Here is a 13,502-nt window from a genome sequence, read left to right as displayed (position 1 = left end):
TCTTGTTTTTATGTTTATTAAACTAGTTATAGCCAAGAAAAGGATATTATAAATTCTATAAATTTAAAATAAACAAAAATCTACAGCACAATTACTTGTAATCTTTTATTGACAAATATTAACTAAAATGATAATTTTATAAGGAATTGGAGGAAACGATGAATAAGAAACAAGTAAAAGATAAGACGAAAATTAGCTGGCAGAGCTTGACATTTATGGCTTTTGCTGGGTTGTGGGGCTTTGGTAATGTTGCCAACGGCTTCATGTACTTTAATGGAACCCAAGTAATATTTTCTTGGATATTGATGTTTGCCCTATATTTTGTACCATATGCACTTATGGTGGGGGAACTAGGCTCTACTTTCAAAAATCTAGGTGGAGGAGTTTCATCATGGGTTGAGCAAACCTCAACAACTAAACTTGCCTACTATGCAGGATGGACCTACTGGGCAGTACACGTGCCATATATAGCTTCAAAAGGCTCAGGAGCTCTAAAGGCTTTAAGTTGGTTGATATTTCATAATGCCGAAAAATATGATGCAATTCCTGTAGTAAAGATACAAATAGTAACTTTTATTCTACTTTTGATATTTACATTTATAGCAAGTCGCGGACTTAATCCACTTAAAAATCTTACAAGAATAGCTGGAAGCTCTATGTTTGTATTAGGTATTTTATATATTATTCTAGGATTATTTGCTCCAGCTGTTAATCCAAGCGGAAATTATAATGATATAAATCTCTCATTAAAATCAATAATACCAACTTTCAATGTAGGATATTTTACATCACTTTCTATATTGGTATTTGCCGTAGGTGGTGTAGAAAAAATCTCACCTTATATTAACAAGATGGAAGGGGATCCATCCAAAGAGTTCCCTAAGGCTATGATAGTAACAGCTATTATGGTAGTTGTTTCTGCCTTATTTGGAACGATTGCCATGGGAAGAATGTTTGATCCTGCAGTTATAAATGCTAGCCAAGAAAGTCTTGATTCCTATGTGGCAAATGGCGCTTATTGGGCTTTCCAAAAACTTGGAGAATACTACGGTCTAGGTAATTTCTTTTTGATTATATATGCTCTAGCAAATCTTATTGGTCAATTATCAGTATTATTACTTAGTATAGATGCACCACTTAGAATATTATTAGCTGATCCAAAGACGAGTATCTATGTACCAACTAAGTTACTTAAGAAAAATAAATATGGAGCTTACATCAATGGTATAAAATTGGTATTTGTTCTATCAGGAGCTATAGTACTTTTTCAAATATTCTTACCAGGAGCTGCTTCCGTATTACAAACCTTAACTAAGCTTAATGCAGTGACCATGCCACTTAGATATCTTTGGGTATTTTTAGCCTATTACTTGCTAAAGAAAAAGGGCATGGATAATGGAGAATACAAATTTACAAAATCACAAGGAGCAGGTAAATTCTGGGGACTGTGGTGCTTTATAATTACTCTTATATCATGTGTATTAGGAATATATTCACCAAATAAAACAACAATGATATTAAACATACTTACACCACTAGTACTAATAGGTTTAGGTTTGATTTTTCCAGCTATAAGGGCAAAAGAAGATAAAGAAGCTCAACGTGCTTAACTAAAAAAACAGAGTCTAGAGAAAAAAAGACTCTGTTTTTTGATGTGCAAATTATCTCCATTTCGACTGAAGCAAAGCGAAATGGAGAAATATCCAGTATGTAGTTTAAATAAGAGATCTCTCCGCTCACTTTGTTCGGTCGAGATGGTTGTATTTTATTGATGATTACTCTTAATATATAAGATAAAAAACCAACCCATTTCGACTGAAGCAAAGCGGAATGTAGAAATATCCAGTATGTAGTTTAAATAAGAAATCTCTCCGCTCACTACGCTTGGTCGAGATGGTTGTATTTTATTGATGATTACTCTTAATATATAAGATAAAAAACCAACCCATTTCGACTGAAGCGAAGCGGAATGGAGAAATATCCAGTATGTAGTTTAAATAAGAGATCTCTCCGCTCACTTTGTTCGGTCGAGATGGTTGTATTTTATTGATGATTACTCTTAATATATAAGATAAAAAAACCTACCCATTTCGACTGAAGCAAAGCGAAATGGAGAAATCCCCAGTATGAGTTTAACATATGCATTTTCTAAGATCATCTAATCGAGATGGCATAAAAACTAATGATGTAAAGAATTTTTACAGGATAATTATAAATGGGTAAATAATACAAAAGAAGTAAAAAAGGAGATGTATTATGCCTTTTGATAGAAGAGACTACCCAGTGTCTATGAAAAATCTAGACAAAGAAGTTCGCGATAAAGCTATCGACATAGCAAACGCCATGATAGAGGAAGGATATGACGATGATAATGCTATTCCTATAGCTATATCTCAAGCCAAGGATTGGGCGGCTGATGCCAGTACTAGTGAACTTAAAAAGATTAGAAAAAAAGATCTAAAAGATCATGATAAGCCATATGGAAAATCAGCAGCCAGACTCCAAGATTCCGACGTCATAGTTTCCTATAACTATGATAAAAAAATGTGGCAAGTAGAATCCAAGGGAGCTAGCCAAGTAGAAGGCTATTATGATAGCAAAAAAGAAGCTACTCATAGGGCAAAAGAAATCGCGGATAATAAACAAAGCAAGGTAATAACAAGGACCAAGGAGGAATCTAAATGAGTGAACTAAGTCAAATGGTATTAGATTACTACAAAAACAAAGAATACGATATAAATAAAATAGTTAATGAAATAGATAAGCTTAAAATAGATGTAGTAAAAGATTACCTAGATAATAGTCCAGATGAGAGTCTATATGTTATAAAAAGAAGTGGTAATCTAGAGCAATATTCAAGAGATAAAATAGCAAGATCAATAAAAAACGCAGCAGATAGCAATGGTCAATACCTAAATAGATCAGATGTGGAGATACTTATGGAAGATGTATCAAATCATATGAAAGATCTAAATAGAAAAGTATTTAAAACTTCTGAAATCAAGGAATTCGTGAAACAATCATTAAAAGATGAAGGATATGGTAAAATTTACGACTCATATGTTTCATATATACAAGTCTAAACTCAATCAAAAGATTGAGTTTATTTTTTAGGAGGAATAATGGACATCAAAATCATAGCGGTAGGTAAAATAAAAGAAAAATTCTATAAACAAGCCATAGAAGAATATCTTAAACGTATGCAAACATACAATAATATAGAAATAATAGAAGTGGCAGACGAACCAGCAGGAGAAAATCTTTCGGAAAAAGAGATAGAACAAGTAAAAGACAAAGAAGGAGAAAAAATTCTGAATAAAGTAAAAGACGATGATTACGTAGTGAGCCTAGAAATCTTAGGAAAACAAGAAACAAGCGAATCATTCGCTAAATTCATAGAAACAGAAATGGCAGAAGGCTTTGGAAGAAACCTAGTATTTATAATAGGAGGTAGCAACGGACTATCAAAAAATGTAAGCCAAAGAGCAAACAAAAAACAATCCTTCTCAAAAATGACCTACCCTCACCAACTAATGAGAGTAATACTAATAGAGCAAATCTACAGAGCATTTAGAATTATAAATGGACATCCTTATCATAAGTAGTCCCGAGCTTTTGGGTGGAAAATCCAAAGGATTTTTCATCTGCGAGATAAGCCGAAGGCGAATCCGCAGAACTAAGCGAAGAAATCGCAAGAGTTCTGAGAGGACAAAGAGCTACAGGGTGGAAAATCCCTATCCATTTCGACCGAAGCGAAGCGTAGCGGAGAAATCTTCAGTAAATTGCAAGACCTGAGATCTCTCCGCTCACTGTGTTCGGTCGAGATGGAATATATTTCACAATAATGACAAAGAGAAGATACGACAACCCATTTCGACCGAAGCGAAGCGTAGCGGAGAAATCTTCAGTAAATTGCAAGACCTGAAATCTCTCCGCTCACTGTGTTCGGTCGAGATGGAATACATTTCACATTAATGACAAAGAGAAGATACGACAACCCATTTCGACCGAAGCGAAGCGTAGCGGAGAAATCTTCAGTAAATCGCAAGACCTGAGATCTCTCCGCTCACTGTGTTCGGTCGAGATGGAATATATTTCACATTAATGACAAAGAGAAGATACGACAACCCATTTCGACTGAAGCGAAGCGGAACGGAGAAATCTCAAGTGTATAGTGCAAATAAAGAGATCTCTCCGTGCATTCGCTATAGCTCATTTAGTCGAGATGGTTTATAGGTATTCCTGTTATTATATTAATCATATGGGTTAAAAGTATTACCCATTTCGACTGAAGCGAAGCGGAACGGAGAAATCTCAAGTGTATAGTGCAAATAAAGAGATCTCTCCGTGCATTCGCTATAGCTCATTTAGTCGAGATGGTTTATAGGTATTCTTGTTATTATATTAATCATATGGGTTAAAAGTATTACCCATTTCGACTGAAGCGAAGCGGAATGGAGAAATCTCCAGTAAATCGCAAGACCTGAGATCTCCACTCCATGCACTCGATGCAGATCGTTATAAATTATACCATTCCAACTAAGACTCAATAGACATCAAACTCCAAACGTGGTACACTTAAAGACAGATATAGACAATAAATGTCTAGTATCGCGAAAGGAGGTATAAATGGCAGGTGACATTATTGCAGTACTTCCAGAAGAAGTAAAAGGAACTGGTATATGCGCTCGCATTTATAGCCAAACAGAAGTCAAACTTAGTCCCAAAACTCCAAGCCTTTACCTAGATACTATGTATAAGGATAAGGGCAAAAACAAAAAGTTGGTAAATAAACAAATTAGCAGAGAACTCCAAATAAGCAAAAACCTACCATATGTTATAGACACTAGTCACGTATTTTTTGCCTTCAAATATAGGAAAGCTATATATGACAAACAGTCACGTGGATTTGTAAATGTAAAATATGTAAAAAAGATAGTAGGTCCCGAGATTATTTTAATAACAGGAGAATCGGTAGCAACTCTTGCTACAAGACAAACCCTAATAACTAACTTAAATAATGCTAAGCTAATGTTGTATAAAGAAATCAATAAGTCGTTAATAGAATCAGATGCAAACATTAGATATATAACTGCTCGTATTCTAGATGATTATGTATAGTAAATTAGTAAGAAAAAGTAAACAAGTAAAAGCTTGACTAAAAGGTTAATAGTGCTAAAATAATAAAGAACTATACGTTTTATTAAACAAAGATTAATACCAATAGGTAAAATCTTAATTATGAGTGCATAAGTAAACGGTAGTTTCAAATAGATTGTAGTAACTTTATATCAATTTAAATAAATACAAATATCTTTTATGTTTATTGAAAAATAGAGGATATGCATTCTATTGACATCTATAATCACAAAGATTATAAATTACACATTAGTTACAATATTGAAGATATTGTGAGCATTAGTTAAACTATATTTTTTAGAAAAATTGAGAAAATGCAATAAATGTGTTGCAAAAATGTAGAATCTAGTGTACTATAGATAGTGTAAAGTGAGTACTATTTAAGATACAAATAGTAATTAAAAAAATAAGGAGATAACTTATAATGAAAAGAAATAAAATTGCTGCTGGTGCATTAGCATTAGCAATGGGTTTAAGTGCAGTAGCTCCATCATTTGCTGCTGAGGGAAAAGATAAAAAATCAGCTGAATACACATATGATTACAAAGTAGCTAGAGAAGACTTTGTAGCTAAATGGAATAACTTAAGAAAAGCTGAAAAGAATTTAAAAGCTGCAGAAGCTAACGAAGCAGCAGCTAAATCAGCTTATGAAAAAGCTCTTGCTAACTTAGCAGAACTTGAAGCTAGATATGGCAAAACACCAAATTCTTATACAGGCACAGCTTATCAAAATGATCTTGATAGATCTATAAATGAAAGAAAAGCAGCTATAAACAAATATGAACAAAATAGTTATAGCCTAATTTCTGTTCCTTACAATAATTTAAGCAAAGCTGATCTTGGAAATTTATCACAATATATTGAAACTTCAGTAGCTACAGATGCAGAACAAGAAGCACAAGCTGAAGCTCTTAAAGATATTATTGCTTTAAATGAAAAAATTGCTAAATATAATGATGAGATCAAAGAAGTAGAAAATAAAAGATCAGAACTTCAATCAGAAGTTTCTAGAAGACTTGGTGATTACAACGAATCTGTAAATAAAAGACAAGAAGCTGAAAAAGCTTTATCTACAGCTCAAGCAGCATATAAAGTAGCTAAAAAAGCTCTAATCAAAGAAGGTGTATCTGTAGATAGAATTGACAGAGCTGAAAAAGCAGGTGACATTAATATCGTTCTTGATGCAGGTAAAGAAGAAAAACCATCTAAAAAAGCTCCAACAAAAGATCAATTAGATAAACTTGCTGAATCTATTGAAGAAGCAAAAGCAACAATCAAAGCTGTTGACATTCTTAAAGAAACAGCTGATCACATTTCAGAAAAAAATGAAGCTTACCTTAACAAATTAGTAAAAGAAGCTAACGAACTAATTAAAGAAGGTGAAGCTGCTCTTAAAGCTTACAACTACAAAAAAGTAGCTTTCTCTGTATTCTCAACAGCATATGCTGCTGAAGAAGAAGCAGTTGAAGAAGAATATGATGTTGAAGATCTTACAAACAAGATCAATAACAAAAATGCTGAAATGAAAGATGCTATAAGAAAAGTAGATAAAGAAGAAGAAATCGAAGATAACAACAAAGAAAAAGATAACGACAAAGAAAAAGATAACGACAAAGAAAAAGATAACGACAAAGAAAAAGATAACGATAAAGAAAAAGATAACGACAAAGAAGAAAACAAAGGTTCTGAAAAAGAAGAAGAAAAAACAACTGTAATCAAAGAAAAAGAAACAAAAGATGTTACACCATCTAAAAAAGCTTCTTCAAACAGAACAGCTGGACGTAATGCTAAAACAGGTATTGCTGGCGTTGCTGGTGTTGCAGGTGTATTAGCAGCAGCTTCAGTTGCTTACGCAGCAAGCAAAAAAAATAACTAATTAATAGTTAGGTTTACTAAAAAATATTAATAGAGCCAAAAAAGAGTGCACTCGCTAGGGGCTCTATAGATAAATATTAGATACCGCGGTACTCACTTGAAAGATCTTCCACCAAAAGGTGGAAGATTTTTTTGTGCTTATTATATAAACTATTTCGCTTTCGCTATCTCGACTTAACTGTCTTGGTGAGCGCAGATATATTATAGACGTTTATTAATACTTTGTATATTAAGCATGATGATTCTTTTTCTTTCTTAAAACATCTACTAATAACTTTTTTTAAAAATTTCGGGAAAAATTCCTCTTGATTTCTATATACATATGTAGGGCCACTACACAAACAGAAAACGGAGGAAAATATGAAATTACAAATCAAATTTAAAGTTGAATCAGAAGAAGGATCATTAAAAAAGGTAAGCAAGACATTTTCTCAAATAGATGAAAAAGCAGGTGCAGAAAACTTCAAAAACTTTGCTCTAGCATATACTGCTTTAGTAGATGCTACAGAAGTCGAAGTATATTTAATAGATGTTAAGGAAATATAAGGGAGGATATATAAATGGCAAGCAGAAAATTAAAATTATATTTTAAAGATCAAGCAAATAATTCAAAATCAGTTACAGTAGATTATCCTAAAGGAAGCTATACATCAGAAGATATAAAACTAGCTATGGATTCTATGATTAAATCAGGAGTACTATTAACCAAAAATGGACCATTAGCAAATAAGGCTAAAGCTGAAATAGAAACAATAGATAGAGAAGAACTTACAATAGCTTAATATGTGAAAAGATGCGGAGGTATATAAATATCTCCGTATTTTTATTTTGCCTCACTCTGATCGAAATAGATAGTGCTTTAATTTTAAAATAAAAAACCGTCTCGACTAAATGAGTGGTAGCGAATGCATGGAGAGATCCCAATTCTTAATCTTACAAGAGATTTCTCCATTTCGCTTCGCTCCAGTCGAAATGTGTGTTGGTATTTGTGCTAGAATGTTATTGTAAAAAATATCCCAACTCGACTGAACGAAGTGAGCGGAGAGATCTCATTTATTGATAATATAATAAAGCTATTTAGTCTGCTTTATTTATGATAATTTATAAAAATTTCTCAAATTTTTTATAGCTAAACTAGATCTATTAGCAACCGTTTTATAAGAAATATTCATCACTTTAGCAATTTCGGCTAAGTTCATATCATAAAAAAACTTGTACATAATAATTTTTCTATCTTTCATATCTAAGTTATTTATAGCCTTATACAAATATTTATATTCTTCTTTGTTAAATAGCATTTCTTCAAAATCAAAGTCATCTATTAAAGTATCTATTATAGCTTGACCATTGCTATCCAAATCATCCAAGGAATTTACTGGATCAATCTTTGATTTATCTAGATAATGATACAAAAGCTTAAGCTTTAAGAAATTACCAAAACTCCCTTTACTTTCATCGTATTCACAAATTGCTTCAATAGCTAACATTTTTGATTCATCTATCATTTCATCGTATTCAAATCTAGAAAACTTTCTGGCATTTGCCTTGATTAGTGGCATATAAGCATCAATAATTTGCTCTGAATTGTCTATATTTATTTGCATATTAAACCTTTCAAAGCGCGCGCTCATTTTATTTGTCGACACTTGTATGGTATATCAAATTATCAGAAAAGTTTAATTGGATAAGTAGAGATAAAGTTTAGAAAATAAGTCTATATGGATAATAGGTAAACATAATAAGCTTCTAAGATCTATATATGCTAAAGGGAAAAATTTTACTATTTTTCTATATACATATAGGGGGTGATGATATGGCAGTTATTTTAATATATTCAGAAAATGAAGAAAATGACGATCAAGAAATAAAAAAAGAAGACTAAATTATAAAGAAAGGAGTGGCGCACCTATCTTAAGGAGTTTTGAAAGAGAAACTGACAAATAGTCTTTTCTATTAAGATAATAAGCTTTTTAGAAATTAGCCGAAATATTAAATGGATATAACAAAATTAATAGGTGATTTAGGATTTCCGATAGTAGTAACTCTCATCATGATTTACAAAGTAGATGTAAAACTTGATGAAATATTAAAGGAAATTAGAGAACTTAAAAATAATAAGGAATAAAGGAGTGTATATGTCATCAATTGAAAACATGTTAGATTATGCAAAAAGTAAACACAGAAGAGTCCGTTATTCTATGGCTTATCCTCAAAGGTTAGGCCCAGAATATCTGGATTGTTCATCTTTTGTATATTATAGCTTAAAAGCTGGAGGATTTTTATCAACCAACCATACTATAGGAAATACTGAAACTCTATATAAATTGAAAGGAACAGTTCTAGATGAAGTTTATTCATATGAAAGTATTAAGTCTGGAGATATATTTATAAGGGGAAAAGAAGGGAGAAGTTTAGGTGCAGCCGGTCATACTGGGATTTTCTTAAAAAAGGGTGAGATAATACATTGCAATGCCTTTAATGGAACGGTCAGCATAAACAATGAATCGAGTTTTATAAGGTATTTTTTGGATTGTAAAAGAAGTGAAAATGAAAGATATTTTAGACCAATTATAAATCAGAAAGAATTAAAAAATAAGTCACATATAAAAATGGCAAGGGTAAAAGCGGCAACCTATGTTAGATCTGCTCCAAGTACAAATGCCCATGCAGTATCAAGTTATCATCCTGGTCAAGTTATATATTATGATAGTATTGTTAAGGCAAATGGCTATTATTGGCTATCATATATAGGACAAGAGAGCGGGAAGAGGAGATATGTAGCTTATAAGAATTATAGGGGATTTTCTTGGATGGATTTGTAATGTGAATATAAAAGAGATTTCTCCATTTCGCTTCAGTCGAAATGGAGGTATTACGCTAAGATATTAATGTAAAAAATATTCCATCTCGACCGAACGAAGTGAGCGGAGAGATCTTGTTATTAGAGTGATTATGCTAGATTTCTCCACTCCGCTTCGCTCTGGTCGAAATGGATAATGCTTTAATTTTAAAATAAAAAAACCATCTCGACTAAATGAGCGATAGCGAATGCATGGAGAGATCTCTCTTTTTTATATCTTTTTAGTCGAAATGGATTATAAAATCTTGTTTATTTTTCTTCCTTTTTTTCTATTTCTTTTCTATTTGTATCTTGCATTTCTTTAATTAGTTCGTTTATACGCTTTTTGTTTAGCCTTGATAGACCGCTTCTTTCGCTATCGAACTTTTCGTCATATGGCTTTTTGCCCATTTCATCTTCCATAACTTCTAAAACTCTTGGTTTACAGAATTGACCTTGGCAGAATCCCATTCCTGCACGTGTTCTTCTCTTTACTGCATCTAGAGTTTCTACTGGTATGCCTCTATTCATTGCATCTCTAATTGTTTTTTCTGTTACTTGTTCGCAACGGCAGACAATTCTTTCTGGATCCCCTAATGGTAGGTTGACTTTGTCTTTAATCTTGTTCATATCTTCAAGTTCTTTGTATTCTATAATTGGATCTCTATGTGGATCATAATTTGGATCCTCTTCTAGATTTAGGCCACTATCTTTTAGTATGCTCTCTACAATTTTAGCGATTTCTGGACTTGATGTGATTCCTGGTGACTGGATGCCAACAACATTTATAAACCCTGGGACATTGCTTTCTTCTATGATAAAGTCATGGGTTGAGCTTGCTGGACGCAAGCCAGTGAAAGATCTGATGAATTCTCTTAGATTTATTACATCGTCTTTTACAGATTTTTGAGCTTCTTCATATATATACATTAGTCTATCTTCATGGGTTGATAAGTCTATTTCTTCTTCGTCTATAGCATCTGGTCCTAGAAGTAGGTTTTGGTGGAAAGTTCTTGTGGCAAGTATACCTTTTGATTTTTCTGTTGGTACTTGAAATAACACGTTGTTTATTTTTTTGCCTGTTCCTTTTTGGAAAATTAAGTATTCACCACTTCTTGGGTGGATATCAAAGTCTGTTTCTGCTATCATTTTTGAAACTATAGCACCTTCAAGGCCTGAGGCATTTATGACATATTTTGCTTCTAATTCTTTATCGTTTTCTGTTTTTACAACAAAATGATCATCATCTTTTTGTATGTCACACACTCTAGAGTTTAGGAAAAGTTCTGCCCCATTTGCTACAGCATTTTCTACTAAAGCTATTACATACTCATATGGTGAACATACACCTGCACCCTTGCACCATAAGGCTGCAATAGCATTGTCGGAAACATTTGGTTCTATTTCTCTAAGTTTTTCTTGATCGATGATTTCCATATCTGGTAAACCATTTTCTATACCCATATCATAGAGCTTTTGTAGGGCATCTTTGTCTTCTTCTTCAAAGGCTAATACTAGTGAACCATTTGCAACAAAACCAAAGTTTAACTCCTTGTTTAATCCTTCAAATTGTGTTCTGCCTGGATAGCAAATTCTACCGCGGAGCTCCTCATGTGGTTCTGCATAACCACCGTGCACTATAGCTGAATTAGCCTTACTGGCACCCATAGAAACATCAACATCTTTTTCTACTATTGCTATATCTAGCTTATATCTTGATAGACGACGAGCTATTGAAGCTCCAGATACACCAGCGCCTATAATTAAAACATCATACATATATATTCCTTCTTTCTCTAAATAATTTATAATAATAAAAGGGCAAGTATATTATAATACTTACCCTCTTTAGCTATATTTCTTATATAATAATTATACAATAAGAAGAAAAGCTATCAATAATTAATTAAAATATCCAGTTATAGCAAAGTACTGCTATTAATCCACCAACTATTGGTGCTATGACAGGAATCCATGAATAGTCCCACATAACATCTGCTTTTTTATCAAATGGAAGTATTTGATACATAATTCTAGGTCCAAGATCACGAGCTGGGTTAATAGCATAACCTGTTAATCCACCTAAACTCATACCAACAGATACTATAAGACCGTTTACATATAAGAAGTTCATTCCAACATCGCTAGCACCTGCTACATTGCCAAAACCTAAGATTGCAAATACAAGCACAAATGTTCCTACCATTTCTGAAAGGAAGTTTCTTCCAGTATTTTTGATAGAAGGAGCTGTACAGAAGCATCCGCGTACTATTGCTGGGTCTTCTTGGCAAGCATCGTTAAAGTGATCTTTGAATAATAGATAGACCATCAATGCACCAAGCATAGCGCCTAGCATTTGTCCAAGTATGTAATAGAAGACTGTGTTCCAAGCAATATCACCTTTAAATGCAAGTGCAATAGTTAAAGCAGGGTTAAAGTGAGATCCACTCATTGCACCAAAAATGGTTGCAGGAATCATTACTGCAAGACCCCAAGCTAAAGTAATTTGAACAGGGCCACCTTGAAACATTCCAGATTTACGTGTAAGTACGTTAGCAACAACACCATCACCTAATAAAATCAATAAAAAAGTACCAACGAATTCTGCCACAAAAATATCTCTCATAATATCCTCCTTGCTCTAGAACGCAAAAAGCGAGTGTAAAAATAATCCAACTCGCCCTCATCCTAATATATATTTGTGGAAACCTTTTCAGTTCTACACTAATTATAACATAAAAATAAATAAAGGCAATAGTAAATATATATTTTTAATAGATTTCATTATAAGTTCTTCTGAACTTTGAAGGAGATATGTTATTTTTTGCTTTGAAAGCACGATTAAAGCTTACAATATTGTTAAAACCAACTTCTGAACTTATTTGTGTAATACTTTTATTAGTCTCCATTAGTTGCTTTTCGGCTACAGTTAGCCTTGTTGTATTCAAATAATCATAGATAGTATGAGATGTATACTTTTTAAATTTCTTACACATATAATACTTGTTGAGATAGACCTCTCTAGCTATATCATCTAAGCAGATATCTTTACTGAAGTTATCATTTATGTAGTTCATGATTTTTAGAACACTCATGTCCATATTTTTATTAATAATATTTTCTTTATGCTCTATTATACTTATTAATAGTAAGTTAAATATAAGTTTGATTTTTTCGTACTCAATTTTATTCTTACTTACTGGAGTGGAGTTTAATAAGTCGAATATACAAGCTCTAGTATTAGTGGATTCTTTAGCACTGTAGCCATTATTCCCAAGAAGATAAAATCTTTCTTTGATATCTTTAGATATAAAAAAATCATCTGTGAAATAAATTAGTACACGATCAAAACTTACGTTTTCCTCTCCATACGAATAGTGTTTTATATTAGGGGCGATAATGACGAATTCATTCTTTTTAATCTTAAGTATATTGTTATTTATTACTTGAATCCTTTCTCCATCTAAAAGATAATAGATTTCATAATATGGGTGAGAGTGAGCCTTAGTCATATTTGTATTTACATCTGCTAATCTTTCTAAGGAAAAGGAGTCTCCTATATTCATATAGACGGCTGCTTTATCAAACATATGCAATCTCCTTTAATCTAAGTATAAATCAAAAGACAATATATGTAAAATATTAATCG

Annotated in this window: 15 protein-coding genes; 11 read left to right on the top strand and 4 right to left on the bottom strand. The window is 32.5% G+C overall.

Translation table 11 applies throughout. From position 1 onward, the window contains the following. Positions 1-158: 158 nt before the first annotated feature. The 8 genes from ABXG81_RS07385 to ABXG81_RS07350 all read left to right on the top strand — a co-directional run bounded on the left by ABXG81_RS07385 (position 159) and on the right by ABXG81_RS07350 (position 7,796). Positions 159-1,610 (top strand): amino acid permease, encoded by a 1,452-nt coding sequence (locus tag ABXG81_RS07385; RefSeq protein WP_288223317.1) that lies wholly within the window; start codon positions 159-161, stop codon positions 1,608-1,610. Between the two features lie 646 nt (positions 1,611-2,256). Next, complete coding sequence (locus tag ABXG81_RS07380) at positions 2,257-2,685, top strand: DUF2188 domain-containing protein (protein ID WP_117519887.1); 429 nt, start codon at positions 2,257-2,259, stop codon at positions 2,683-2,685. Further along, positions 2,682-3,083 (top strand): ATP cone domain-containing protein, encoded by a 402-nt coding sequence (locus ABXG81_RS07375; protein ID WP_117519886.1) that lies wholly within the window; start codon positions 2,682-2,684, stop codon positions 3,081-3,083. Before ABXG81_RS07380 ends, ABXG81_RS07375 begins: the two co-directional genes overlap by 4 nt. A gap of 39 nt (positions 3,084-3,122) precedes the next feature. Further along, a complete protein-coding gene (gene rlmH, locus ABXG81_RS07370; RefSeq protein WP_117519885.1) occupies positions 3,123-3,605 on the top strand; it encodes a 23S rRNA (pseudouridine(1915)-N(3))-methyltransferase RlmH in 483 nt (160 codons plus the stop codon). Between the two features lie 1,024 nt (positions 3,606-4,629). Then, positions 4,630-5,121, top strand: coding sequence for a hypothetical protein (locus ABXG81_RS07365; protein WP_316112364.1), 492 nt, complete (start codon positions 4,630-4,632; stop codon positions 5,119-5,121). 442 nt (positions 5,122-5,563) lie between these two features. Then, entirely contained in the window at positions 5,564-7,015 is a 1,452-nt protein-coding gene (locus tag ABXG81_RS07360; RefSeq protein ID WP_353528689.1) for a hypothetical protein, read from the top strand. 359 nt (positions 7,016-7,374) lie between these two features. Then, positions 7,375-7,560: a hypothetical protein gene (locus tag ABXG81_RS07355; RefSeq protein ID WP_353528688.1), complete on the top strand. Its 186-nt coding sequence runs from the start codon at positions 7,375-7,377 to the stop codon at positions 7,558-7,560. A 14-nt stretch (positions 7,561-7,574) separates the two neighbouring features. Continuing rightward, positions 7,575-7,796 (top strand): DUF2922 domain-containing protein, encoded by a 222-nt coding sequence (locus ABXG81_RS07350; RefSeq protein WP_117519881.1) that lies wholly within the window; start codon positions 7,575-7,577, stop codon positions 7,794-7,796. Positions 7,797-8,105: 309 nt separating this feature from the next. On the opposite strand, the gene ABXG81_RS07345 is transcribed toward ABXG81_RS07350, so the two are convergent. Then, positions 8,106-8,618 (bottom strand): sigma-70 family RNA polymerase sigma factor, encoded by a 513-nt coding sequence (locus tag ABXG81_RS07345; protein WP_353528687.1) that lies wholly within the window; start codon positions 8,616-8,618, stop codon positions 8,106-8,108. 155 nt (positions 8,619-8,773) lie between these two features. Here ABXG81_RS07345 and ABXG81_RS07340 point away from each other — a divergent pair, with 155 nt between their 5' ends. The 3 genes from ABXG81_RS07340 (at position 8,774) to ABXG81_RS07330 (ending at position 9,836) form a co-directional block, all read left to right on the top strand. Then, positions 8,774-8,896: a hypothetical protein gene (locus ABXG81_RS07340; protein WP_353528686.1), complete on the top strand. Its 123-nt coding sequence runs from the start codon at positions 8,774-8,776 to the stop codon at positions 8,894-8,896. Positions 8,897-9,007: 111 nt separating this feature from the next. Then, the gene (locus ABXG81_RS07335; protein ID WP_117519879.1) at positions 9,008-9,139 is read left to right on the top strand and encodes a YvrJ family protein; all 132 of its coding nucleotides are present in this window, start codon (positions 9,008-9,010) and stop codon (positions 9,137-9,139) included. Positions 9,140-9,149: 10 nt separating this feature from the next. Beyond that, complete coding sequence (locus ABXG81_RS07330) at positions 9,150-9,836, top strand: peptidoglycan amidohydrolase family protein (RefSeq protein ID WP_353528684.1); 687 nt, start codon at positions 9,150-9,152, stop codon at positions 9,834-9,836. Between the two features lie 287 nt (positions 9,837-10,123). Here the strand turns inward: ABXG81_RS07330 and ABXG81_RS07325 are convergent, their stop codons facing one another. The 3 genes from ABXG81_RS07325 to ABXG81_RS07315 all read right to left on the bottom strand — a co-directional run bounded on the left by ABXG81_RS07325 (position 10,124) and on the right by ABXG81_RS07315 (position 13,443). Then, the gene (locus ABXG81_RS07325) at positions 10,124-11,632 is read right to left on the bottom strand and encodes an NAD(P)/FAD-dependent oxidoreductase (RefSeq protein WP_117522295.1); all 1,509 of its coding nucleotides are present in this window, start codon (positions 11,630-11,632) and stop codon (positions 10,124-10,126) included. Between the two features lie 127 nt (positions 11,633-11,759). Continuing rightward, entirely contained in the window at positions 11,760-12,479 is a 720-nt protein-coding gene (locus ABXG81_RS07320; protein ID WP_117522296.1) for an MIP/aquaporin family protein, read from the bottom strand. A gap of 145 nt (positions 12,480-12,624) precedes the next feature. Continuing rightward, the gene (locus ABXG81_RS07315; RefSeq protein ID WP_117522297.1) at positions 12,625-13,443 is read right to left on the bottom strand and encodes an AraC family transcriptional regulator; all 819 of its coding nucleotides are present in this window, start codon (positions 13,441-13,443) and stop codon (positions 12,625-12,627) included. Between the last annotated feature and the right edge of the window lie 59 nt (positions 13,444-13,502).

Origin of the sequence: Anaerococcus nagyae (genome assembly GCF_040364225.1) — a bacterium.
Lineage (GTDB): Bacteria > Bacillota > Clostridia > Tissierellales > Peptoniphilaceae > Anaerococcus > Anaerococcus nagyae.
Note: the sequence above shows the minus strand (reverse complement) of the source record. Positions and strands in the feature narration are given on the sequence as shown.